Source organism: Cobetia sp. 29-18-1 (assembly GCF_029846405.1).
Taxonomy (GTDB): Bacteria; Pseudomonadota; Gammaproteobacteria; order Pseudomonadales; family Halomonadaceae; genus Cobetia; species Cobetia amphilecti.
In genome coordinates, this window is the sequence record NZ_JARWKS010000005.1 from 14,606 (window position 1) to 37,534 (window position 22,929).

Sequence of the window (22,929 nt, forward strand, 5' to 3'; positions counted from 1 at the left end):
TCTCATGATGCGCGCATTCGGCACCGCTTCGGTGCCCGCCTTGCGAGGCTTCGCAATGTCCCGCCTGCGTATCGTGGTTGACCGTGTTTCTGACTGGCGCGCCTTCTATCCCAGTGATGATGTCATCAGCGCCCATGACTTTCTTTCCGAACTCTCAAGCGATGCGCCAGCCCAGCGCGCCGACGATGCGCCGCAGCTCGCCACCCACGTCATCAATCTGTGTGGCGGACTGGATTACCTGGGCATCGGCTATTACGTCTCGCTGCTGGCCCAGGCGCGCGGTCAGAAGGCGTTGCCGTCAGTGGAGACCCTCAATCAACTGTCACGCAAGTCGCTGATCGACATGGAACTGGGCGGCATCCGCGTGCTGCTCGAGGAACTGACACGCAAGGGCGCCCTGCCCGTCCCGCAAGACGCGACGCATGGGGCTGGCAAGCCGCCACGACTCGACCTGCTGCTGACCTTCGGCGAGAGCGCAGACCCCGCGCTTGCGCGTCTCGCACGCAAGCTGTTCGAGCGCCTGCCCTGCCCGCTGCTGGAGGTGCGTCTTGAAGGCCGTGGCGATCATTGGGTGCTCAAGCGAGTGCGCCCACAATCCCTGAACCACCTGGCAGCGGCGGATGAAGACCGCTTCGCCCAGGCGCTCAATCGCCATTCGCGCAAGGTGTGGCGCACGCCCAAGGCACGTCGCCATTATCGCTTCGATCTCGCCATGCTGGTCGACCCGGACGAGGCGCTGCCGCCGTCCAACCGTACCGCGCTCAAGCATTTCATCCGCGAAGGGCGGCGCCTGGGCATCGATGTCAGCCTGATCACCCGGCGCGATGAAGGCCGTCTGGCCGAGTTCGATGGCCTGTTCATCCGCGAGACGACCAGTCTGGATCACCACACCTATCGCATGGCCAAGCGTGCCGAGCACGAAGGGCTGGTGGTGATCGATGACAGCCAGTCGATTCTGCGCTGCACCAACAAGGTCTTCCTGCATGAGCTTCTCAAGGCACGCGGCCTGAGTGCCCCGCAGGGTCGCCTGATCCATCGGGGCGAACTGCGCCAGCTGGCCGAGCGCGGTCAGCACATGCGCTACCCGCTGGTGATGAAGGTGCCGGATGGCGCCTTCTCCCGCGGCATCGTCAAGATCGATGGCCCCGAGACACTGGTGCGCGAAGCCGAGCGGCTGTTCCATGATTCCGCCCTGCTGCTGCTGCAGGAGTGGCTACCGACCGAGTTCGACTGGCGCATCGGCGTGCTCGACGGCAAGCTGCTGTTCGCCAGCCGTTACTACATGGCGCGCGGCCATTGGCAGATCTACGACCACAGCGGCGCGCGTACCCGCTCCGGCGGCTTCGCGACGGTCGACCCGAGCGAGGTGCCAGCGGCCGTGATCAAGGCGGCCCTGAAGGCGACCCGCCTGATCGGCGACGGCCTCTATGGCGTCGACTTGAAGCAGCTGGAGGACCGCGTGGTGGTCATCGAGGTCAACGACAACCCGAATCTGGATGCCGGCGTCGAGGATGTGGTGCTGGGACGCGAGCTCTACCGGCGCGTGATGCAGGTATTTCTGACGCGCATGCAGGCGCGCCGCCAGCCCGTGCTGGGCTGATACGCCCCGAACGGAGTCTGCAAGCCTGTAGCAAGAAGCAAGAAACGACAGCGCCCACCCTCCGTGACGGAGCGTGGGCGCTGTCGTGTGTACGGTGCTGAGCTCTTTGCTGTGCTCTTGGCTATGGCTCAGCCGTGGCTCATTCCCCGCCCAGCTGGGCCTCGATCTCATAGCCGGTGAACTTGCGCAGATTGATCACGCCGCTGTCGAGAATCAGATACTGACCCTTGAGCCCTTCGAGTACGCCTTCCACCACTGGCGTCTTGTCGAAGTTGAACGAGGTGACCTTGGTCGGCGCGGTGCGCACCGGAAACTCGAAGGCCAGCGCCGTGGTGTCCAACACCCGGATGGCGCCTTCACCGCAATGCGCCTGCAGCGCCGCCAGGCCCTCTGACATCTGGGCCAGCAAGGCATCCCGCTCGGCTTCCAGATCCAGCTCGGCCACATCGCCCTTGAGCATCGCCCGCCAGTTGGTGCGGTCGTTCAGCGCCTGCTTGAACAGCACCTCAACCAGCCCCGACTGCAGGCGATTGGAGACCTCGACGATGGGCAGCGCCTGGATGGCACCCTGATCGAACCAGCGCGTCGGCATCTGGGTCTTGCGCGTGATGCCGACCTTGAGGCCGGAGGAATTGGCCAGATAGACGATATGCGGCTGGAAGCAGTGCTCCTCACCCCACTGCGGATCACGGCAGGTGCCTTCGGCGTAGTGGCAGGTCTCCGGCTTCATGATGCAGCCATCGCACTGCGGCAGCTTGCGAAAGCACGGATAGCAATGCCCCTGCGCGAAGCTCTTCTTGGTCTTGCGACCGCAATGGCTGCAGTGGATCTGACCGGTGAAGCTCAATCGCACCTTGTGGCCGATATAGGCATTCAGCGGCTGGGTGATCTCGCCCAGACGCAGGCCATAGTTGGCCGCCAGCGGCTCGCGCATGACCGACGGCGCATCAAACGAGGTATCGATCGCAAGCGTCTCACCGGCAGGCACGATGGACATCTTGTGGAGGTTGCCACTCAGCGTGATGGGTGCCGCATCCTGAGCACTGGCTTCCTGAGCCGTGCCGGAGGTTTCATCCGCACTCAGGGCATCATCCAGCGTCAGTTGACCCACTTGATCTGCTCCGGCTCATCGCTTGCAGTGCTGTCGTCATCACGCGGCCCACAGGTGCCGTTGTCGATGAAGCCGACACGCGACTCGGCCGGCACGTTGTTGTGCGCTTCGTACTTGATGACGGCTTCCATGCACAGCTCGACCTGCTCCTGGGTCAGCACGCGGCCATCCGGCCATTTGCGCAGCTGCATGGACTGCTTGAGGCTCTCGTAGATGGTCGGCGTCATCTGCTCGACCATGCCGTCAAAGGACATGTTGCTCATCACATACTCTCCTGATACGGGTCCACGACTGCCGAAGGCGGACCATCGGAGTCACTGGGGATGGCCGCCATTCTAGCATTGTCGTTTCGCGCAGTGTCATTTCCAGAGGTGGCATCCCCTGGACCGAAGCACCAAGGCTCAGGCCGCGCTGCGCCTGGGGAGCAGCCAGCCCAGCAGCAGACCGGTCAGCAGGCCGCCAAGATGCGCCTCGTTGGCGATGGCGCCCAGACCGATGGCGCTCGCGAGCGGCGTCATGCACAGCACCAGATAGATCAGCATGAAGATCATCAGCGAGCGCTGCATCTGATAGCCCAGCGCGGGGCGGCGGCGTGCGGCGATGAAGACATAGCCGATCACGGCGAAGTCGATCCCCGACAGCCCTCCGAACAGCACGCTGCCGGTGGCGTATTGGGCCAGATTGGCCGCCACGCCGCTCAGCACCACGACCAGCGCGAAGCGCCAACCGCCATCGATGGCCTCGATCTGGCGCCCGAACACCCACAGCCACAGCAGGTTGAACACCAGGTGCAGTACCCCGAAGTGCATCAATGACGGCGACCAGAGCCGCCACCACTCCCCCGCCAGCGTCACGGACAGTGGCTCAGGCGCGATGTACTGACTGCCGACAAGCTCGAAGGGCACGATGGCCAGCCACTCGAATACCGCCGCCTGACCCAGCGCATACTGGAACAGCACGGTGACGCAGCAGGCCAGTCCGACCAGCCAGGTCAACGGCGTCTGGCGCATCAGGGCGATTAGAGACTGAGAACTGGCGGTGCCACGCGTCGCGGCACCTGCGGAGGCATCCCGCAACGGTTCACCGCGTGACTGGCGCTCGAGCATCGCGATGACGCGCGGCAGTTGCTCGGGGTCGGCCAGCCACAGCTCCTGGCCGCCCTCGTGGCTCTCGGCATCGCCGCCAGACGCAGCCTCTGTCGGGCGAGCCTGGCTCAGGGTGATCTGGTGACCGATCTTCTCGGCCCACAGGGCTTCACGCAGGGGGCGGCTGTCGAAGGATTCGGGCAGCGTCAGAACCTTGAACATGTATGCCTCTGAAGATGACACGCGACTGAACAGACTCAGTACACGTTGATAAACAAGGAGAAGTCAGATCAACCTGTGAAAATCTACCACAGCGCCGCAGGCGTCTGGACTTTGTGACAGACATAAAAAAAGCCCGGTGGGGGGCACCGGACTGAGCAAGGATCATTCAAGGGAACACTTACTCAGAGTGCGCAATCGGGCTTTGGTTCACTGACACATGATTGTAAAAAACAATCGTCATTCGCCACCAGCATCACTGACGCTATTGGTCAGTACCCATGACCAGTGCTATTGAGCAGTGCCAATGGCCAGTGCAATTGACCGGTACTAATGGCCAGTCCTATTGACTGGCGCCATTGGCGAATGACTGGTTCGACAGGGTGTCGCGGGACAGCTCTTCCGGCACGGGGCGTCGGGAGGGCTCACGCGGTACCGGCACCCACACGAAGTTGGCGGCATCCAGCGTGGCTTCGCCACTGAAGCGATACGCCACCAGGCGCCCGAACTTGACCGCACTGTAATCCAGGCAGGCAATGTTGGGGGCCGGCAGCGCCGGCAAGCCCTCGCACCAGTAGTGCCCGAGGAACAGCGGCGGCTGCTCTGGCCCGTAGTAAGGCAGATTGGCCAGCTCCTGCTCGCTCAACCAGCGCGATTCCAGCTCGCCGGGCAGGTTGTCGGGCTGGAAGACCACATCGCCGTAGGTGCGGGGCTCACGTGCCCAGAAGTGCGTGCGGAAGCTTCGGCGCGTGAAACCATCGCCGGAATGGATCTCGACCCCTTCCGGCAAGCGCAGGTTCGCGCCGCGCGTCATGCGGTCCAGCACGCGATAGGCGAAGCTGTCGTGCTCGATGGACTCATGCAGGAAGTCTTCATCGATGCAGCCATCGGGGTAGCGCTCCAGGAAGGTACGCACCAGTGGCTCGTCCCAGCAGGCGTGCACCACGCGCAGCCCGCTCTGGCCGGGGGCCAGCGGCGGCAGCTCCAGACACAGCGGCATGCGCATGAACCAGCGCAGCGCCTCGTCCCACTCATCGGGATGATGCTGATATTGGTCAAGCGTCTCGCGGATGATGCGATTGTGACGTGAGGTATGCGAGCGCAGGAAATCACGATGCTCGCCGCCTGCACGCGGCCGTGCGCGCCGACAATACGCCAGGGCGTTGTATTCGTGATTGCCCATCACGATCAGCGCTTCGCCGGCATTGACCATACTGCTGGCCAGCTGCACCGCCAGGCGGATGCGCGGACCACGATCGATGATATCGCCGAGAAAGATGACCTTGCGGGTCGGGTGGCGATAGACGCCATCGACGATGTGATAGCCGAGCGTCTCCAGCAACGTCGCCAGAGTGGCGCCGCAGCCGTGTACATCGCCGATAAGGTCATAGCCATCCTGTGGCGCCACGAATGCTTGCATGCTGTGAGCCTTGAGGTCATTCGCCGAGGCGATTGCTCCAACCGAGCTTGGTGCGACAGATCTCGAAATAGTTGTGCTCCAGCGGATGAATCAGCGTCAGACGCTCACTCTTGCGCCGGATCTTGAGCACATCCCCGGGCTTGGCCACCACCTGGGTCTGGCCATCGCAGCTGATATGCGGGTAGGTCGAGTTGCTGGCACTGATATGCAGGATGATCTCGCTGGCCGCATCGATCACGATCGGACGACTGGAAAGGGTATGCGGGAACATCGGCACCAGGGTGATCGCCTCGAGACGCGGATGCACGATGGGGCCGCCACCGGACAGCGCATAGGCGGTCGAGCCGGTCGGCGTGGCGACGATCAAGCCATCCGAGCGCTGGGAGTAGACGAACTGGCCATCGATGAACAGCTCGAACTCGATCATGCGCGCCGCCTTGCCGGGGTGCAGCACCACATCATTGAGGCCATCGGCCGCCCCGATGCGCTCGCCTTCGCGGTAAACCTCGGCCTCGAGCAGGAAGCGTTGCTCGCTGAGATAGTCACCGCCCAGCACCTCGGCCACCTTCTCCTCGAGCTCATCGGGGCGAATGTCGGTCAGAAAGCCGAGTCGCCCACGATTGACGCCGAGCACGGGCGTGCCGCTGCGGCACAACGCGCGCGCGGCGCCCAGCAGGCTGCCATCGCCGCCGACCACGATCACCAGATCACACTGCTCGCCCATCTGACGGCGACTGGCCACCTGCAGACCGTGGTCCAGCAGCAGCGTGGCAGTGCGTTCCTCGATCACCATGGCCAGGCCACGGGAATCCAGAAAGCGAATCAAGCGCTTGAGCGTATCCACCACCTGGGCACTGCCCAGTCGGCCAATCACGCCGATCGTATTGAATTGCTGCTTCATCACGCCTCCCAGGCTGTCATGCCGGCCATTATGCGGACTCACCGCGCGAGCAGCAATGCAGCCGCGCCGCGCTTTCCCCATCGGATGTGAGGTGACCGGCTGACGCCACGCCCAGACACGCCTGAAAACCGGCCACGAACATCCAAGGCGGGAAGCGGGACGTTACCTGTCTATCCCCCGCAGTTGACGCACCGCCATCCCGACCGTCACGGGCGTTGATTCTTTCCCGAACGAAGGCCTCTATCATGCAACTTGCCATTCCCCGGCGGTGCACATACCGTCATCTGAACAATGGACCCCCTGCCAAAGGAGCCGGCCGCCCCATGCCAGCACAGAAGCCGTCAGTCAGTCCGCCAGATGCGGAAAGCTTTGACCACGCCAGTGCGATAGAAGCCTGTGCACGCGGAGACGAGGCCGCGTTCCGCAGCCTCTATGATCTTGAATCGGGCCGCATGCTGGCGCTCGCCATGCGCCTGTTGAACAGCCGCGACCAGGCGGAAGATGCCGTCCATGACGCCTTCATCAAGCTGTGGTCCAACGCGGGCCAGTATCGCCGTGAACTCGGCAATGGTCGCGCCTGGCTGTTTACCATCCTGCGCTATCGCGCCCTGGATCAACTGCGCGCCCAGGGGCGGACGCCACGCGGCGACAGTGATGCGCTCGACACGCTGGCCGATCTGCTCGCCAACCCGGAAACCGCGGCCGATGACAGCCAGACGGCCCATCAGTTGAGCGACTGCCTGGGTGAGTTGGAAGTGCCGCGCCGCGAACCCATCCTGCTGGCCTTCTTCAAGGGACTGACACACGAACAGATCGCCGAGAAGCTGAGCGCACCGCTTGGCACCATCAAGGGACGCATCCGCGCCGGTCTCAAGCTACTGCAGGAGTGCCTGTCACGATGAATAGCCCCCTGATTCCCGAATCTCCCGAAGAACAGAACCTGCTGCTAGGTGAGCATGCCCTCGGGCTGCTGGACCCTGAGCGTGAGGCCGAAGTGCGCGCCTGGATCGAGCGCGATGACAATGCCGCACGCATGGCCCTGCGCTGGCAGCAACATTGGCTGAGCGTGAGTGATCGCCTGCCGCCGGAGCCGCCTTCCGACTCATTATGGAAGCGCATCGACGCCAGCCTGGTGCGCCTCAAGCAGTCCTCCGCCACCCGCGATGACGCCGCTCGACATGACGCAGAGCAGAAAAGCACCTCAACCAAGGCGCCCTGGCTGCTGCGCTGGCTCGGCGGTGGCCTCGGACTGGGTCTGGGGGCAGGTCTCGCCCTGGCACTGGTCATGCAGATGGGGCCCTTCTCTCCCAGCGCGCCGCTGGAGGGCACATCACCGGAGGTGGCTACCCAGACCCCTGACGGCGACGCGCAACGTATGGTCGCTATCCTGCAGACACTGGAAGATCCGGGCACGCCGACCTGGGTGGCCAATGTCACGCCCAGCGGTGGCCTGCAGCTGACACCGAAGGTCTCCATCGAGCGCCCGACGGATCGCGCCATCGAACTGTGGACCCTGACCGACCCGCAAGAAGGGCCGCGCTCACTGGGGCTGGTCGACCCGATTGCGGGCATCGAACTCAGCGCCGAGCAGATCGGCAGCATGAGCCCGGGCCAGCTGCTGGAGATGACACTGGAGCCAGAAGGCGGTTCGCCGACCGGCAAACCGACAGGCAAGATTCTCGCCATCGGTCGCCTGGTGGACCTCAATCAGCGTGACAGCTGATAGCCCTCGAGGTAGCCCTCGGGCATGACGGCTGCCGATAGTGGCGCTTTCTGACGCTGTAATTTCACAGCGAGTCTCATGGGAAAGCGCCCTATCGGTCTACTCAAGACCTGCTCAAGGTCTGCTCTAGGACTACTCAAAAGAAGGAGTCCGTCGTCTAGCGTCAGTCAAACGCCAGACATGAAAAAGCCCCGCGATTGCGGGGCTTTTTCATGTCTGGCAGCGTCAGCTAGCTGGCTGGAAAGCCAGTGCTCAGCTTTCAGTGCGCTCGAGCCAGGATTCGACGGTTTCCGCACCGTGCTCTTCCTTCCACTCTTTCAGCTGCTTGTGGTTGCCACCACGCGTCTCGATGACTTCACCGGTGTGCGGGTTCTTGTAGACCTTCAGCTTGCGCTTGCGACGCACGCCACCGGTCTTGCTTTCCGGTGCGGCAGCAGCCGGCGCCTGGGACGCTTTCGGGTCCAGCAGGGTGATGACATCACGAGTGGACTTGCCGTACTCGCCCATCAGCGCGTCCAGCTTGTCCTTGAATTCGAGTTCGTTCTTCAGACGGTCATCATTGCGCAGGCTTTCCAGCTGCTCTTGAAGTTTCTTGAGCTCTTGCTCTTTCTGCATGAAATCAGTCAACAGGGACATGAGTATCTCCAGGATGTCGGGACAGACAGTTGAGTCACGAAAACACGATGCTGAAAGAGGCCCGGCGATATTCATCTGCCGTACATGTTTAACAGCGCGTTTTCATAAAGACTTGTGCAGGACACTCGGGACAGTTAAGCGCCCACACCAGATCAAGGGCGATTATAGACCGAGTCAACTGCAAGGTGAAGTCTTAAATAACATGTTTCCAAAGTATGCAATCTTTCCGATCAATGCAATAGCCAGCAAAAAAACAGTACTCACTGCCCAAGCACTTCATTATCCCCTGTCACAACTGAAGACAGGCCTGCCAAAAGTGTCTCTGCAACAACACGAAGAAGTCTTTACCACGACCTGATATCAGGCTTGAGGGCCCGCCATCACTGGACCTCCAATATTCACGGGATATGCACAATTCATGACAACAACCCACAAGGAAGTATTATGCAACCACTTCCCCGTTGGCGTGGCGGCGTCAGATTGCAGACTTTCGATGTAGAGCTGTCATTGCCTGCGCACCTCGAAAAGCATGCACCTGAACGAACAACAGAAGTCCATACTAAAGCAGGTGGCGAACTAATAGTGGTGCAAAATGCAACACTTTCTCCAGAAAGCGTCACTTCAAAAACACCGTCAACCTGATAGAATGGTCAAAGTTGACAAAGATTGAGCCATCATCACGCCATTCCACTCTCCCGCCACTCGCAGAGACACTCCATGCCATTCTCCCAGATGCCGACCCGCGATACGGACTCACTTTCTCTCTGGCACCCTTATACCCAGATGCAGTACATGCCAGCGCCACTGGAGGTGGTCGGCGGCACGGGAGCCCGCATGACACTGGCGGGAGGTGAGACACTGCTGGATGCGACATGTTCCTGGTGGTGCATGATCCATGGCTACGGACACCCGCGCCTCGTCGCGGCCATTCAGCAGCAAGCGGCAGAACTCTGCCATGTGATGCTGGGCGGCATTCGCCATCGACCGGCCAAGGAGCTTGCCGATGCGCTGGTGCGCGTCACCCCCGAGGGCCTGAATCATGTCTTCTTCTCGGATAGCGGCTCGGTGGGCATGGAAGTCGCCATGAAGATGGCAGTACAATATCAGCAACAGCGCAAAGACCGCGATGACACGCGGGGACGGACGCGCATGCTGTCATTGATGAAGGCCTATCACGGCGATACGTCGGGCTGCATGGCAGTGTGTGACCCCGAGGAAGGCATGCATTCCTTGTTCGCCGATTTCCTGCCCAGACATCATTTCGCACCGGCGCCGACTGCCGGTTTCAGCGCCAGTCGTGACGAGGTAGCAGACGATATCAGCGCATTGCGCGCCTGTCTGGAAACACACCAGCATGAGATAGCGGCATTGTTGATGGAGCCTCTCTTGCAGGCGGCAGGTGGCCTCAACATGTACTCGCCCTACTATCTCGAGGCGGCGCGCGAGTTATGTGATGAGTTCGGAATCGTATTGATCTTCGATGAAGTCGCGACCGGTTTCGGTCGGACCGGCAAGATGTTTGCCTGTGAACACGCCAATGTCTCTCCCGACATCATGGTGCTCTCCAAGGGACTGACGGGGGGATATCTGGGACATGCCGCCACCCTGGCCCAGAGTCATATCTTCCATGCATTTGATGGCGAGGATGCCAATAGCGCCTTCATGCACGGCCCGACCTTCATGGGCAATCCGCTGGCCTGTCGGGTAGCACTGGAAAGTCTCGCGGTATTCGAGGAAGAGAATTATCTGGGCAAGATTGCCGAGCTCAATCAATTGTTGCGCGACACCCTGCTGAATTTCTCCCACCCCGCCATTCGCGATATACGCGTATTGGGTGCCACGGCGGTGATAGAAGTGCACGATGCCAGCAGTCTGGCAGGCGCTCAGGCCCATGCCCGTGAACTGGGTGTCTGGTTACGTCCCTTCGGTCGCTGGCTCTATACCATGCCGGCCTATATCACCTCGCCGCAGGACTTGCGCCAGATCACCCATGCGATGACCAGCTACTTCGAGACCCTGGAACACTGATGCACTGATACACAACACGACTGCTCCTGGCGATGTTCATCAAAGGCGATGTCCATCAAAGGCGATTGCCATCAAAGGCAAGCGCCATCAGGGGCAGTCACTCTCGAGCGCCACCAGTCTCGAGAGCCATCACCATCAGAGGCATTCACCCCCACAGACGGGCTTCGAGTGCCTGATAATCCTCTGGCGAGAGCTGACCGCCCTTGACCAGCTTCTTGAGGAAGTGACGATAACGACGCGCGACCTTGCGCCGCGCCAGCCAGGCGACACTGGTCGCCAGCGGAATGAAGTCAGGATTCGAGATACCGTCGATCAGCCACAATCTGGGCGGCTGGTCGTCGCTGAACTGGACCACGATATTGCGATCATTGAGATCAGACGGAATCAACCAGCGTTTCTCGAGATAGCGATAGAGATTGGCCAGCTCGCTCACCAGCACCTCGGTGCTCAGGCGCTCGGGGGTCTCGAGATGCACCTCGCGCAGTCGGCGTGACGTGGAGCCGTCACTGTCGAGAATCAGATCGAAGACCAGCCCGAGCCCCTCGGCGGTGGCGACACTGCCGTGGTAGGCAGGCACATAGGACCAGTCGCGCATGCCACGTCTGACCAGGCCCTCGAAATAGCGTTGCTCGCGTTCATTCTGGCGGCTGCCCTTGTCAGGGTAACGCGGGACCTTGATGCAGCGATGGGGGTCGTTCGGGTCCTGATAGACACGCCGATCATTTCCCATGCCGATGACGCGGGCATTTTCCAGCTCCAGCATGCGCACTCCTGTTGAATAACGCCTGCGACTGCAGCCGCCGGGCAGCGTGGCATTCTACAAAAAGCCGTCATGGCACGCCAACTTGTGGCAGTTGGCAGCGCCCACGTTCATCGGCCATTCAGCTTGCGTTGCCCTTCTGGTAAGATAATGCGCCGTTTTTGACGGCATTCAGGAGGAAGCCGCAGGAACACTGCGACAGCAAGGCATTCGTCACGAATGTAAACGTCATGCGAGGCATTGCCCCGGGATCGGGTGGCCACGCACCCACAGTTCGCCCGCTCTGTCCGCAACACTCCCAAAGCTGGCACAACCCCACATAGAGGTACTCGCATGAATGCGGTAATTCTGGCCGTCCTGGTCATGGTCGGCCTGTCGTTGGCTCGCGTCTCGGTCGTCTTCGCGCTGGTCGCCGGCGCCCTGGTCGGCGGTCTGTTCAGCGGCCTGTCTCTGACTGACACGCTCGGCGCCTTCAATGACGGTGTCGGCGGCGGCGCCAAGGTCGCGCTGGCCTACGCCACTCTCGGTGCCTTCGCCGTCGCCCTGTCTCGCTCCGGTTTGCCGGACCTGCTCGCCGCACGCCTGATCGGCCTGCTCAATGGCGAAAGCACGCCGCGCCGCCAGACGGCCATCAAGTACGGCCTGCTGGGCAGCGTGACCCTGGTCGCGATTTCCTCCCAGAACCTGATTCCGGTCCACATCGCCTTCATCCCGATCCTGATTCCGCCGCTGCTGGTCGCCATGAACCGCCTGCGCCTGGATCGTCGTGCCGTGGCCTGTGCACTGACCTTCGGCCTGACCGCGCCCTACATGCTGCTGCCGGTCGGTTTCGGCTCCATCTTCCTCAACGACATCCTGCTGGCCAATATCAATGAGGCCGGCCAGTCGCTCGGTCTCGACGTGACTCGCGGCATGGTGCCTATGGCGATGGCGATTCCGGTCGGCGGCATGTTCCTCGGCCTGCTGACGGCACTGTTCGTCTCCTACCGCAAGCCGCGTGACTACGCGACCCACGAGATCAAGTCCAGCAACGTACCGCACCACACGCCCATGCACACGCCGTCCAAGAGCGGCCTGATCATGGCAGGCGTCGCCATCATCGCCGCCCTCGGCATTCAGCTGTATTCCGGCTCGATGATTCTCGGCGGCCTGGTCGGCTTCGCCATCCTCTCGCTGGGTGGTCTGTTCAAGTGGAACGAAGCGGATGACCTCTTCACGTCCGGCATGCGCATGATGGCGCTGATCGGCTTCATCATGATCTCGGCGGCAGGTTTCGCTTCCGTGATGAAGGCCACCGGCGATATCCAGACCCTGGTCGACGCCTCCTTCCACATCATCGGTGACAACAAGCCGCTGGCCGCGCTGGTCATGCTGATGGTCGGCCTGTTCATCACCCTCGGCATCGGCTCCAGCTTCTCGACCATTCCGATCATTGCCGCCATCTACGTGCCGCTGGCGCTGCAATTCGGCTTCTCGCCGCTGGCCACCGTCGCGCTGATCGGCACCGCCGCCGCGCTGGGAGATGCCGGCTCACCCGCCTCTGACTCGACCCTCGGCCCGACGGCCGGCCTGAATGTCGATCAGCAGCACGACCACATCTGGGACAGCGTGGTGCCGACCTTCATCCACTACAACATCCCGCTGATCGTGTTCGGCTGGGTGGCCGCGATGACGCTGTAATCCGCTGAGCGACAGTCTCGCGCCCAAGCGAGATGCCAGACATGCCAACGCCCGACAGAGAGGACTCTCCTCACTGTCGGGCGTTGTCGTTGCTGAGCCTGCTCAGGCGCAATGAATGGGCGCCGCCACTGGACAGCCATCCAGTCTTTTAGCATGATGCGCGCATGCGCAAGATCCTCCACGCCGACTGCGATTGCTTCTATGCCGCCGTCGAGATGCTCCGCCATCCCGAGTGGCGCGACGTACCCATCGCCATCGGTGGCCGCACCGAGCAACGCGGTGTCATCGCCACCTGCAACTATCCCGCGCGTGCCTTCGGCGTACGCTCGGCGATGTCGACTGCCCGCGCGCTGCGCCTGTGCCCTCAGCTGATTCTGGTGCCCCCGGACTTCGAGCGCTACCGCGCCGTTTCCGCCGAGATCCAGGCACTCTTCCATGAGCTGACGCCCCTAGTGGAGCCCCTCTCGCTGGATGAGGCCTATCTGGATGTCAGCGCCGTGACTGACTTTCAGGGCAGCGCCACCTGGATGTGGCGCTGGTTGAAGGAAGAGGCGCTCAAGCGCACCGGCATCACCCTCTCCCTTGGCGTGGCCGCCAACAAGTTTCTGGCCAAGATCGCCAGCGACTGGGAAAAGCCCGACGGCCTGACGGTGATCACTCCCGAGACCAGCGACGCCTTCATCCGCCAGCTGCCCGTCGGCAAGCTGCACGGGGTCGGCCCGGCGACGCTGGCACGTCTGACACGCCTGGGCATCACCACCTGCGAGGACATGCGCAGCACGCCGTTGACGACCCTAGCCGAGCACTTCGGCAAGTTCGGCACCCGCCTTCACGAACTGGCGCACGGCATCGATGAGCGACCGGTGCGTGTCGAGCGTGAGCGCAAGTCGATCAGTGTCGAGCACACCTTCGATCACGACCTGCCCGACCTGCCGGCCTGTCTCGAGCGCATGCCTGCCCTGCTCGAACGCCTGACCAGCCGTCACGCCCGCCATGACCGGCCGGTACTGGCCAAGCAGTTCGTCAAGATCCGCTTCAGCAACTTCGAGAGCACCACGCTGGAAAGCCTGCTCCCCGCCTCGACCACCACGCTGCCGAGCGCCAACAGCTTCGCCCTGCTGATGGAGCAAGCCTGGCAACGCGGCCATCGACCTGTCCGCCTGCTGGGCGTCGGCGTGCGCCTCAAGGCCCGCGAGGACGCCCAGCAGCTGGGGTTGTTCTAGCTCGCGCCAGGCGCGCCCCCCCATCCCGCAAACAACAAAGCCGGCACCTGAAACAGGTACCGGCTTCTTCGTCACGACCTCAGGTCGATGACAGACTCATGCGTTGAGCAAGCGAGGCTCAGGCGAAGACGATGGTCTTGTTGCCGTGGATCAGCACGCGATCCTGCAGGTGCCAACGCAGGCCGCGCGCCAGGACCTTCTGCTCGACATCACGACCGATGCGCACCAGTTCCTCGGCGGTATGGCAGTGAGTGACGCGATGGATGTCCTGCTCGATGATCGGGCCGGCATCCAGTTCTTCGGTCACGTAATGACAAGTCGCCCCGATCAGCTTGACCCCACGCCCGAAGGCCTGGTGATACGGCTTGGCGCCCACGAAGGAAGGCAGGAAGCTGTGGTGGATGTTGATCAGGCGACCAGCATAGCGCTCACACAGACTCGGCGGAATGATCTGCATGTAGCGCGCCAGCACGATGCAATCGGCTTGGGATTCTTCCACCAGACGCTCGACTTCGGCAAAGGCCGGCGCCTTGTCATTCTTGTCGACCGGCACGTGATGGAACGGAATGCCGTGCCATTCGACCAGCGAACGCATGTCGTCGTGGTTGGAAATGACGCAGGGAATCTCGCAATCCAGATCACCGGACTGCCAGCGATGCAGCAGGTCCACCAGGCAATGGGAGTCCTTGGAGACCATCAACACGACACGCTTCTTGGCAGCGGTGTCATGCACGCGCCACTGCATGCCGAACTCTTCACCGATCGGGGCGAAGCGCTTGCCGAGCTCAGCGGCGCTCAGGCCGATGGTTTCGGGGTTGATCTCATAGCGCATGAAGAAACGACCGGCGCCAAGATCAGAATGCTGATTGGCTTCGGTGATCCACCCGCCCTGCTCGGCGATGAAAGTGGAAACTCGGGCAACAATTCCGACCTGATCAGGGCAGGACACCACCAGGCGATAGGCGTGAGACATCGTAAGTTCAACCATTGTGATAGCGGGAATGATGTTCAGCCGGCGAAGCGCCGGCCTGCGCGAGGAATCATGACACCGCCCGTAAGCAGCCCCTCGGCAAAGGTGGGCTATTGTAGCTGATCACGCGGCCTGAAACAGTGCTGCGCCCCGATTCTGTCCATATGGTCAATACGACATTGCGATCAGCGGCCATCACGCCGGCCCACCTCAAGGCGTCACGCGGACGGCCGGGCCGCCCTCGAATCGACTCGACCGGACAACAGCGCCATTTGTGGCGCTTCGCGGGATTCCCGTATAGTTGAGCCACATTTTATAGATGGCATGACATCCATGTTGAAACCCCGCGTTCAAGTCCGTCAGAGACAACGTCCGCCGCTGCACCTGCTACCGCTGGGTGGCTGCGGCGAGATCGGCATGAATCTGACGCTGTATGGTTATCAGGATCACTGGATTGCCGTGGATTGCGGCATGATGATTCGCCAGGACCTGCCGGAAGGTCCGCTGCAGGTGCCGGATATCGAGTCTCTGGCAAGCCTGGGCATCAGCCCGCAGATGCTGGTGATCACCCATGGCCACGAAGACCACATCGGCGCGGTCGCCTGGCTGTGGCCGAAATGGCGCTGCCCGATCATTGCAACGCCCTTGGCGGCTGGCCTGCTGCGCGCCAAGTTCGCCGAGCGCGAGCTGGAAACCTCGAGCCTGCAGATCATCGAGGTGGATGAAGGCTTCGAATCCGGCCCCTTCGCGCTGCGATTGTTGCCGCTGACCCACTCCATTCCGGAAAGCTGCTCGTTGCTGATCGTCACGCCGGAATATCGCGTGATGCATACCGGCGACTGGAAGTTGGACCCGGAGCCGCTGATCGGCGAGCCCACCGATCCAGAGCGCTATCAGGCACTGGCACCGGTCGATCTGGTCGTCGGCGACTCCACCAATGCGCCGCTGGCGGGTCATTCGCGCAGCGAGGGCGAGGTAGCCCGTGCGCTGGAGAAGACGCTGGCCGGCTGTCGTGGACGCGTCGTCGTGACCTGCTTTGCCAGCAACCTGGCCCGCATCCTGGCGCTGGGGCGCGCCGCCGCTCGCAATGGTCGCCGCATCACGCTGCTGGGTCGCTCGATGGAGCGCATGGTGCGCGTCGCCCGCGGTCTCGGCTATCTGGAAGACTTCCCGCCGCTGGTCCCGGTGAAGGACCTGGGCTACCTGCCCCCGGAAGAGGTCATGGTGATCGCCACCGGCAGTCAGGGCGAGCCGCGCGCCGCGCTGTCACGCCTGGCCAATTCCCGCCATCCGGACTTCGAGCTGGCTGCCGGCGACACCGTGATCTTCTCTTCCAAGGCGATTCCCGGCAATGAGCTGGCCATCGGCAAGTTGCACAACGCCCTGACACGCCTCGGCGTCGGCATCATGGAAGAGAAGCAGTTCCCGGACCTGCACGCCTCCGGGCACCCGGCGCAGGAAGAATTGCGCACCTTCTATGGCTGGCTGAAACCGGTACGCCTGCTGCCGGTGCATGGCGAATATCGCCACCAGCTCGCTCACACCCAGGTGGCACAGTCCCTGGGCATCGAGGCACCACTGATTCCCGTCAATGGTGACGTGATTCGCCTCGATGCTCAGGGGCTGTCGGTGGAGAAACGCCTGACACTGCACGAACGCATCATCGAGCATGACAAGGTGCGTCCGCTGGATTCCATGGACCGCCGTGCCCGCGCGCGTCTCGGCCGGCATGGCAGCGTCTCGCTGGCGTTGCCCGTCACGCTGCAGGAGGCCGGCTGGGTTCGCATCGGCCGCTTGATGCTGGATATCAGCGGTACTTCAAGCCTCGATGAAGACAGCTTCGCCGAGTGGCTGGATGACACCCTGGCAGGCCTGGATGCCAGCAATGAACGTGAACTCAAGCAGCAACTCGATGGCCGCATCAATCGCTGGCTGCGCAACCACCTGCGCCATGAGCCGGTGCTCTTCCTGCATATCATGGCCATGAATCAGGAGTGAGTGTCGCGCCATCATTGAAGTGATGGCCGCCTTGAGCTCATTGCCCTGCTCAAAGCGACGCATGAAAAAGCCCGCCCGGGAAATACCGGGCGGGCTTTTCTGCTGCTGGGAGGCGCTCAGGGACTGGTGATGGCGAGATTGCCGACTAGCCGGCTGGCAATCTCGATCTCAAGCGCTTCAGCCACCTCCATGGCGTCAGGCCGAAGGTCTCAAACGGACTTGTTCTTCGGCGGACGGCCACGACGCTTGGGCTGATCACTGACCAGATCATCCACGGAAAGGCCAGCTTCGATCATCGCATCACGAATCTCGGCAAGCTTGCGCTCCTTGGCGATTTCTTCTTCGCGGCGCTGCTCGTCTTCTTCGGCTTTCTGCTCGATCACCTCATTGATGACCTCGGACAGCTTGTGCAGTTGTTCCATGGACAGCTGACGCGCTGCTGCACGAGCAACATTCTTGTTACGAGCGATCTTTTCGAGAGAATCGGCTGTCATTTCGCTACCTCCACCATATGCACTGAGCTGGAATCCCTGCGAGTCATCGCATTGGATGTGATAATGCAGCAAAGTATAAGCGCTAAATATGAACTAACAAGCCTTGTCAAAAGCAAGGCAGTGTTTCCACAGGATAGACCAACAAAAACCCCGCTTGATAGCGGGGTTCTTGTGAGCGCCTGTGAGTTATCCGAGATAGCTCGATCCACATGAGCGCCACGACTGATGACGAAAAAGGACTCAGCCTCCTGTCATGTTCATGAAGCGAACGATCTGGACATCACCGTCCGTCGTGAAGTGATGACGCTCGGGCTTGAGGTGCATGGCATCGATGATCGCGGCCTTGAGCGGCTCGATGTCACCCGGGTGGCGACGCATGATGTCACGCAGGTCAAGCGAGTGCTCATTGCCAAGACACAGCAACAGACGCCCCTCTACCGTGACGCGAACGCGGTTGCAGGTCGAGCAGAAGTTATGACTGTGCGGTGAGATGAATCCCACCCGTGATTCGCTGTCCGCCATGCGGAAATAACGGGCCGGCCCCAGGCTGTCTTCAAGCGTGGGAATCAGCGGATAACGCGTCTCGATGCGCGCCTGGACATCATCACTGGAGCAGAAGGTCTCGTCACGACCGTGGTCCGAGACCTGGCCCAGCGGCATCTCCTCGATGAAGCTGATGTCCAACCCTTCCTCACGCGCGAATTCGACCAGCGACACCACTTCGTGATCATTGCGCCCTTTCAGCACCACTGCATTGAGCTTGATGCGGAAGCCTTCCTCGCGCGCAGCACGGATGCCGGCGATCACCTTGTTCAGGTCGCCGGTACGCGTCAGCGCCTTGAAGCGCTCCGGGTCCAGAGAATCAAGGCTGATATTCAGCCGCGACATGCCGGCGGCCTTCAACTGCGCGGCGTGCTTGGCAAGACCCGCGCCGTTGGTGGTCATCGAGAAGTCCTTGAGCCCCTCGAGCGCACCGATTTCATCGACCAGCTTGCCGATATCACGCCGCACCAGCGGCTCCCCGCCGGTCAGGCGAATCTTCTCGACCCCCAATTCCACGAAGGCGCGCGCCAGCAACGCGATCTCTTCGAGGCTCAACACCTCGTCGCGCGGCAGAAAGGTCATCTCTTCGCTCATGCAATAGACGCAGCGAAAGTCACAGCGGTCCGTCACTGACAGGCGAACATAGCGGATGCGACGACCGAAGTCATCGACCAGGGTTTCCATCATGACTCTCCCGAAAACTTGGGTGTTGCCAGCGCTGATTGTCTCTCTTCGCCGCTGGCCTCGGCCAATGAGTCATCAGCCTTGTGTTGCTCGACAAAGGGGGATACTGCTTCACCCTCCGCCGTCACCGTGGACTCTGGATGCCAGCGCTCAAGTGCCTCGCGATCGCTCGAACGTTCCCGCACCCAATAATCTCCTGTGGCGGTGTGCTCCTTTTTCCAGAAAGGCGCCCGCGACTTGAGGTGGTCCATCAGGAAGTCACAGCCGGCAAAGGCCGCCTGACGATGCGCACTGGCGACCAGCACCAGCACGATATTGTCGCCGGGCTCGAGCCGTCCGACACGGTGAATGATGCGCACCCCGGTGAGCGGGAAGCGCTCGCGCGCCTCTGTTATCAAGCGTTCGAGGCTGCGCTCCGTCATGCCGGGATAGTGCTCCAGCGTCAGCGCGACGACATCCGGTCGCTGATTGAAATCCCGCACCAGCCCCGTGAAGGACACCACGGCACCGATGTCGCCGCGCCCACGCGTCAAAATGTCCTGCTCGACACGCAGATCAAAATCGCTGGCCTGAATGCTGACCGAAAAGGCCTGCGAAGCTTCGTTTGCGACCTGGGTCATGTCAGCCCCCCGTCACCGGTGGGAAGAAGGCGACTTCATCACCGGCATTCAGTGGGTGGTCATCGCGCACCATGTCCTGATTGACGGCGCACAGCACGCGAGTGTCATTGAGCGCTTCAAGCTGAGGGTCACGCAGCGCCAGGGTGCGCTTCAGGCCCCCGACCGTCGCTTGGGACAGCGTCGTCAGGTTCAGCGCCAGGCTGTCGAGATCCAGGCGTTCCCGCAGCTCCGCCAGGAAGAGAACCCGCACGGTGGCATCGCCGCGTGCCGCCGGAGCGGCCTGTCCCGCTGTCGCTTCGATGGGCTCAGCTGTCGCAGCACGGCTTGGCCCAGTCCGGCTTGGCTCAGCCGGCGTCTGCTCGACAGCGGCGGCTTCGTCCGGGCGCTGCCAATCACCACTCTTGCCACCGGTCTTGGTCTCGAGCTGGATATCGCCGATCACGATACCCTTGTCGACCGCCTTGCACATGTCATAGAGCGTCAATGCCGCCACCGAGGCCGCCGTCAGCGCCTCCATCTCGACACCTGTACGCCCATTGAGGCGACACAGCACCTGAATTTCCACGCAGCTGTTGGCGCTGTCCAGCGTGAAGTCGACCGTCACCTTGGAGAGCATCAAGGCATGACAGAGCGGAATCAGCTCATGAGTGCGCTTGGCCGCCTGGATGCCGGCAATACGCGCCGTCGCCAGCACATCCCCTTTGGGCAGGCCACCTTCGGCGAGCAGAGCGAGCGTGGCAGGCAGCATGCTGACGCGTGCGCTGGCTCGCGCCTCGCGGCGGGTTTCCTGCTTGTCCGCAACATCCACCATATGGGCTTCGCCGCGTGCGTTGAGATGAGTAAGGCTCATGAGCTGTCTCGTATCCGTATCGGGTGCGCCTGACTGGCGTCAATCTCTGAAATACCAATGCCTGAAGAAGCAGGCAGGCAAGCCCTGATGGACAGGACTGGCCAAGAAATTAGCAGACTATCTTTTCATGAATCAGCTGGCATGACCACTGCGAGGGCATCACCTAGACGATGCCGCGACTGCCCAGCCACTGCACCATGACCGGCTCGCCGGCGTGAAGCGTGGCGCAGCCGGCGGGAATCTCGATCAGGCATTCGGCCAGCAACATCGAGGTCAGAATACCCGAGCCCTGCCGCCCCGTGGTCATCACCACCTGCCGCCCCCGGTCATCCAGCACGATCTGGCCGCGATGATAGTCGACACGCTCGGCACGTGAGCGCAACGTCTCGCCGGCGATCAACTGCAGGCGCGGGGCTTGCCACTGCGCCAGCGTCGTCGCGGAGGCGCCCTCCTCATCCTTCGCCTCAGCCTTCGCCAACCGCTGCTGTCCCGACAACAGGCGCAGCGCGGGCAGCACGAACTGCAGGAAGGTGACCATGGTCGCCACCGGATTACCCGGCAAGCCGAAGAACGGCACCTGCCCAGATGACGACGCGTCGTCGGCGGGAATGGCACGCAACATGCCGAACGCCAGCGGGCGCCCCGGACGCATGGCGATGCGCCACAGCGCGAGCTCACCACAGGCAGCGAGGGCACTGCGCACATGATCGGCCTCGCCCACCGACACGCCGCCGGAGGTGATGACCATGTCGGCACGCGTCGCGGCATCACGCAGGGCAGCAGTCACGCTCGCCTCGTCATCGCTCAGGATGCCAAGATCCAGCACCTCGATGCCCTGATCGCGCAGCAGCGCCACGAGGCTGAAGCGATTGGCGTCATAGATACCGCCGGCCGGCAGTGTCTCGCCGGGGGCCGTGACCTCGTCACCGGTGGAGAAGATCGCCACCGTCAGCGGCCGATAGACAGCGACCTCGGCGAGCCCGAGCGACGCCAGCACGCCCACGGCGGCGGGCGTCAGCCACTGGCCCGGCACCATCACCTGGCTGCCGCGCGCGATGTCCTCTCCGGCCTGACGCACATTCTGGCCACGGCGAATGCTGGTCACGCCCTCGATCACCACCCGCTCGCCTGCTTCGCCCTCAGCTCGGTCCTCGCCCTGCGCGGAGCGATACTCGAGCTGCTCCTGCATGACGACGGTGTCGGCGCCTGCGGGCAAGGCCGCACCGGTCGTGATGCGCATGGCCTCCCCCGCGGCCAGCGCCCGACCCGTCCAGGGATGGCCCGCCAGCGAGCTGCCGATCACGCTCAGCTCGCAGTGATCGCTCAACTCGCCGCGATCGCTCAGGGGCTCGCCGCTCGCCGGGTCTGGCAATGAAGCCCGCGCCAGCGCGATGCCGTCCATCGCCGCGTTGGTCTGCGCCGGAACATCCAGCGGCGAGATGACCGTCTCGGCGAGCACACGCCCGGGCGCCTGCGCCAGGGCGACACGCTCGCTGCGCGGCGTGCGCATCACGCCCGCCAGGCTCTCCCCCAGCACGCTCAAGGCTTCATCGACACTCAGCATGCGCTCGCCGAAACGCGGATCGAAACACGACAGGCTCATGCGCCCACCTCGCCACGCGGCTTGCCGCCTTCCAGACGCCAATGCACCGGCCAGGCGGCGATCCAGGCGGCCAGCGCCTGAGGATCATCAAGGTCCAGCCGCTTGAGGTCCTGCGGGACATCATCACGAGGCGGCAGCTGCGCCGCCGGTGTCGCCAGCGCATGGATCCAGGGGTCCTCTGGGGCTCGCAGCGGCTTGCCCACGGCCTCGCGGTACAGCTCAAGCTTGGGCAGCGGCCACTGCTTGAAGCCCTCGACCAGAATCAGGTCCACCTCCAGCCCCTCGAGCTGCGCCACCAGCTGCTCCAGATCGGCCTCCGCCTGGTCCGGCGTCTCCATCATCAGCGCAAAGCGCTTGGCAGACGCCACCAGCATCGGCACGGCACCGGCCGTTCGCAGACGATGACTGTCCTTGCCCGGCGTATCGACATCAAAGGCATGATGCGCATGCTTGATCACGGCGACACGGAGGCCGCGCGCTCTCAACTCGGGCAGCAGCTGCTCGAGCAGCGTGGTCTTGCCGGTACCGCTCCAGGCCGCGATGCCCAGCAGCGGACACGCTGACGCCGCCAGCCGTGCCTGCCAGGCGGGCGACATCCCGACCTCATGAGAAATATCACCACGCGCCGTGGGAGCATCACTGCGGGGGGGGGAATGTTCAGCACTGACAGCGGTATCAGCACGCTGGTCAGTCGTGGAGGAGGACTCAGGCATGAAGGTTCTCTTGATGATTCCGGCGTATGGCGGCCTGTCGACGGGCTCACCCCAGCGCTCCCGCGCCC

At 62.6% G+C, this 22,929-nt stretch carries 21 protein-coding genes and 1 pseudogene; 8 read left to right on the forward strand and 14 right to left on the reverse strand.

Features of this window, described 5'->3' with window-relative positions:
* The first annotated feature begins 4 nt into the window (after positions 1–4).
* Entirely contained in the window at positions 5–1,600 is a 1,596-nt protein-coding gene (locus QD208_RS05190) for a RimK family protein (protein ID WP_347881991.1), read from the forward strand.
* A gap of 139 nt (positions 1,601–1,739) precedes the next feature.
* Here the strand turns inward: QD208_RS05190 and QD208_RS05195 are convergent, their stop codons facing one another.
* From QD208_RS05195 to QD208_RS05215, 5 genes are all read right to left on the reverse strand, one after another.
* Complete coding sequence (locus QD208_RS05195) at positions 1,740–2,534, reverse strand: DUF2797 domain-containing protein (protein ID WP_279836198.1); 795 nt, start codon at positions 2,532–2,534, stop codon at positions 1,740–1,742.
* A gap of 164 nt (positions 2,535–2,698) precedes the next feature.
* Positions 2,699–2,974 carry a DUF1315 family protein gene (locus QD208_RS05200; protein ID WP_131432440.1) on the reverse strand — a complete coding sequence of 92 codons (276 nt, stop codon included), beginning with the start codon at positions 2,972–2,974 and terminating at the stop codon, positions 2,699–2,701.
* A 138-nt stretch (positions 2,975–3,112) separates the two neighbouring features.
* Entirely contained in the window at positions 3,113–4,018 is a 906-nt protein-coding gene (locus tag QD208_RS05205; protein ID WP_279836013.1) for a rhomboid family intramembrane serine protease, read from the reverse strand.
* Between the two features lie 340 nt (positions 4,019–4,358).
* Complete coding sequence (locus tag QD208_RS05210) at positions 4,359–5,435, reverse strand: metallophosphoesterase (RefSeq protein WP_052384625.1); 1,077 nt, start codon at positions 5,433–5,435, stop codon at positions 4,359–4,361.
* 16 nt (positions 5,436–5,451) lie between these two features.
* Positions 5,452–6,336 carry an NAD(+) kinase gene (locus QD208_RS05215; protein WP_043334090.1) on the reverse strand — a complete coding sequence of 295 codons (885 nt, stop codon included), beginning with the start codon at positions 6,334–6,336 and terminating at the stop codon, positions 5,452–5,454.
* A 323-nt stretch (positions 6,337–6,659) separates the two neighbouring features.
* Between QD208_RS05215 and QD208_RS05220 the strand changes: the two genes are divergently transcribed.
* Together QD208_RS05220 and QD208_RS05225 are read left to right on the forward strand one after the other, a co-directional pair.
* A complete protein-coding gene (locus tag QD208_RS05220) occupies positions 6,660–7,238 on the forward strand; it encodes a sigma-70 family RNA polymerase sigma factor (RefSeq protein ID WP_043334088.1) in 579 nt (192 codons plus the stop codon).
* A complete protein-coding gene (locus tag QD208_RS05225; RefSeq protein ID WP_279836015.1) occupies positions 7,235–8,059 on the forward strand; it encodes an anti-sigma factor in 825 nt (274 codons plus the stop codon). Before QD208_RS05220 ends, QD208_RS05225 begins: the two co-directional genes overlap by 4 nt.
* A 252-nt stretch (positions 8,060–8,311) precedes the next feature.
* Here QD208_RS05225 and QD208_RS05230 read toward each other — a convergent pair whose 3' ends face one another.
* The gene (locus tag QD208_RS05230; RefSeq protein WP_043336770.1) at positions 8,312–8,695 is read right to left on the reverse strand and encodes a histone-like nucleoid-structuring protein, MvaT/MvaU family; all 384 of its coding nucleotides are present in this window, start codon (positions 8,693–8,695) and stop codon (positions 8,312–8,314) included.
* A gap of 444 nt (positions 8,696–9,139) precedes the next feature.
* Here QD208_RS05230 and QD208_RS05235 point away from each other — a divergent pair, with 444 nt between their 5' ends.
* On the forward strand, positions 9,140–9,337 hold the full coding sequence (locus tag QD208_RS05235) for a hypothetical protein (RefSeq protein WP_279836017.1): 198 nt from the start codon (positions 9,140–9,142) through the stop codon (positions 9,335–9,337).
* Positions 9,338–9,412: 75 nt separating this feature from the next.
* The gene (bioA, locus tag QD208_RS05240; RefSeq protein ID WP_279836018.1) at positions 9,413–10,723 is read left to right on the forward strand and encodes an adenosylmethionine--8-amino-7-oxononanoate transaminase; all 1,311 of its coding nucleotides are present in this window, start codon (positions 9,413–9,415) and stop codon (positions 10,721–10,723) included.
* A 145-nt stretch (positions 10,724–10,868) separates the two neighbouring features.
* Here the strand turns inward: bioA and QD208_RS05245 are convergent, their stop codons facing one another.
* Positions 10,869–11,486 carry a YrbL family protein gene (locus QD208_RS05245; protein WP_213114861.1) on the reverse strand — a complete coding sequence of 206 codons (618 nt, stop codon included), beginning with the start codon at positions 11,484–11,486 and terminating at the stop codon, positions 10,869–10,871.
* Positions 11,487–11,816: 330 nt separating this feature from the next.
* Here QD208_RS05245 and QD208_RS05250 point away from each other — a divergent pair, with 330 nt between their 5' ends.
* Entirely contained in the window at positions 11,817–13,163 is a 1,347-nt protein-coding gene (locus QD208_RS05250; protein WP_279836022.1) for a Na+/H+ antiporter family protein, read from the forward strand.
* A gap of 164 nt (positions 13,164–13,327) precedes the next feature.
* Entirely contained in the window at positions 13,328–14,386 is a 1,059-nt protein-coding gene (gene dinB / locus QD208_RS05255; protein WP_279836023.1) for a DNA polymerase IV, read from the forward strand.
* A gap of 118 nt (positions 14,387–14,504) precedes the next feature.
* Here the strand turns inward: dinB and purU are convergent, their stop codons facing one another.
* A complete protein-coding gene (gene purU / locus QD208_RS05260; RefSeq protein ID WP_054556293.1) occupies positions 14,505–15,359 on the reverse strand; it encodes a formyltetrahydrofolate deformylase in 855 nt (284 codons plus the stop codon).
* Positions 15,360–15,773: 414 nt separating this feature from the next.
* Between purU and QD208_RS05265 the strand changes: the two genes are divergently transcribed.
* On the forward strand, positions 15,774–17,354 hold the full coding sequence (locus tag QD208_RS05265) for a ribonuclease J (protein WP_043336797.1): 1,581 nt from the start codon (positions 15,774–15,776) through the stop codon (positions 17,352–17,354).
* Between the two features lie 209 nt (positions 17,355–17,563).
* On the opposite strand, the gene QD208_RS05270 is transcribed toward QD208_RS05265, so the two are convergent.
* The 6 genes and pseudogenes from QD208_RS05270 to mobB all read right to left on the reverse strand — a co-directional run bounded on the left by QD208_RS05270 (position 17,564) and on the right by mobB (position 22,744).
* On the reverse strand, positions 17,564–17,848 hold the full coding sequence (locus tag QD208_RS05270) for a hypothetical protein (protein ID WP_043336782.1): 285 nt from the start codon (positions 17,846–17,848) through the stop codon (positions 17,564–17,566).
* Between the two features lie 240 nt (positions 17,849–18,088).
* A complete protein-coding gene (gene moaA / locus QD208_RS05275) occupies positions 18,089–19,078 on the reverse strand; it encodes a GTP 3',8-cyclase MoaA (RefSeq protein WP_054556294.1) in 990 nt (329 codons plus the stop codon).
* Between the two features lie 155 nt (positions 19,079–19,233).
* A pseudogene (locus QD208_RS05280) lies at positions 19,234–19,695 on the reverse strand (molybdenum cofactor biosynthesis protein MoaE); the annotation flags it as partial.
* A gap of 1 nt (position 19,696) precedes the next feature.
* Positions 19,697–20,545 carry a cyclic pyranopterin monophosphate synthase MoaC gene (gene moaC / locus QD208_RS05285; protein WP_279836026.1) on the reverse strand — a complete coding sequence of 283 codons (849 nt, stop codon included), beginning with the start codon at positions 20,543–20,545 and terminating at the stop codon, positions 19,697–19,699.
* 163 nt (positions 20,546–20,708) lie between these two features.
* The gene (glp, locus tag QD208_RS05290; RefSeq protein WP_279836028.1) at positions 20,709–22,148 is read right to left on the reverse strand and encodes a gephyrin-like molybdotransferase Glp; all 1,440 of its coding nucleotides are present in this window, start codon (positions 22,146–22,148) and stop codon (positions 20,709–20,711) included.
* Positions 22,145–22,744, reverse strand: coding sequence for a molybdopterin-guanine dinucleotide biosynthesis protein B (gene mobB / locus QD208_RS05295; protein ID WP_054556297.1), 600 nt, complete (start codon positions 22,742–22,744; stop codon positions 22,145–22,147). Before mobB ends, glp begins: the two co-directional genes overlap by 4 nt.
* Positions 22,745–22,929 lie beyond the last annotated feature (185 nt).

Coding starts and splice junctions, on each gene's coding strand:
- QD208_RS05190 (WP_347881991.1), top strand. CDS start 5: ATGATGCGCGCATTCGGCACCGCTTCGGTGCCCGCCTTGCGAGGCTTC.
- QD208_RS05195 (WP_279836198.1), bottom strand. CDS start 2,534: ATGCGCGAGCCGCTGGCGGCCAACTATGGCCTGCGTCTGGGCGAGATC.
- QD208_RS05200 (WP_131432440.1), bottom strand. CDS start 2,974: ATGAGCAACATGTCCTTTGACGGCATGGTCGAGCAGATGACGCCGACC.
- QD208_RS05205 (WP_279836013.1), bottom strand. CDS start 4,018: ATGTTCAAGGTTCTGACGCTGCCCGAATCCTTCGACAGCCGCCCCCTG.
- QD208_RS05210 (WP_052384625.1), bottom strand. CDS start 5,435: ATGCAAGCATTCGTGGCGCCACAGGATGGCTATGACCTTATCGGCGAT.
- QD208_RS05215 (WP_043334090.1), bottom strand. CDS start 6,336: ATGAAGCAGCAATTCAATACGATCGGCGTGATTGGCCGACTGGGCAGT.
- QD208_RS05220 (WP_043334088.1), top strand. CDS start 6,660: ATGCCAGCACAGAAGCCGTCAGTCAGTCCGCCAGATGCGGAAAGCTTT.
- QD208_RS05225 (WP_279836015.1), top strand. CDS start 7,235: ATGAATAGCCCCCTGATTCCCGAATCTCCCGAAGAACAGAACCTGCTG.
- QD208_RS05230 (WP_043336770.1), bottom strand. CDS start 8,695: ATGTCCCTGTTGACTGATTTCATGCAGAAAGAGCAAGAGCTCAAGAAA.
- QD208_RS05235 (WP_279836017.1), top strand. CDS start 9,140: ATGCAACCACTTCCCCGTTGGCGTGGCGGCGTCAGATTGCAGACTTTC.
- bioA (WP_279836018.1), top strand. CDS start 9,413: ATGCCATTCTCCCAGATGCCGACCCGCGATACGGACTCACTTTCTCTC.
- QD208_RS05245 (WP_213114861.1), bottom strand. CDS start 11,486: ATGCTGGAGCTGGAAAATGCCCGCGTCATCGGCATGGGAAATGATCGG.
- QD208_RS05250 (WP_279836022.1), top strand. CDS start 11,817: ATGAATGCGGTAATTCTGGCCGTCCTGGTCATGGTCGGCCTGTCGTTG.
- dinB (WP_279836023.1), top strand. CDS start 13,328: ATGCGCAAGATCCTCCACGCCGACTGCGATTGCTTCTATGCCGCCGTC.
- purU (WP_054556293.1), bottom strand. CDS start 15,359: ATGTCTCACGCCTATCGCCTGGTGGTGTCCTGCCCTGATCAGGTCGGA.
- QD208_RS05265 (WP_043336797.1), top strand. CDS start 15,774: ATGAATCTGACGCTGTATGGTTATCAGGATCACTGGATTGCCGTGGAT.
- QD208_RS05270 (WP_043336782.1), bottom strand. CDS start 17,848: ATGACAGCCGATTCTCTCGAAAAGATCGCTCGTAACAAGAATGTTGCT.
- moaA (WP_054556294.1), bottom strand. CDS start 19,078: ATGATGGAAACCCTGGTCGATGACTTCGGTCGTCGCATCCGCTATGTT.
- moaC (WP_279836026.1), bottom strand. CDS start 20,545: ATGAGCCTTACTCATCTCAACGCACGCGGCGAAGCCCATATGGTGGAT.
- glp (WP_279836028.1), bottom strand. CDS start 22,148: ATGAGCCTGTCGTGTTTCGATCCGCGTTTCGGCGAGCGCATGCTGAGT.
- mobB (WP_054556297.1), bottom strand. CDS start 22,744: ATGTCGCCCGCCTGGCAGGCACGGCTGGCGGCGTCAGCGTGTCCGCTG.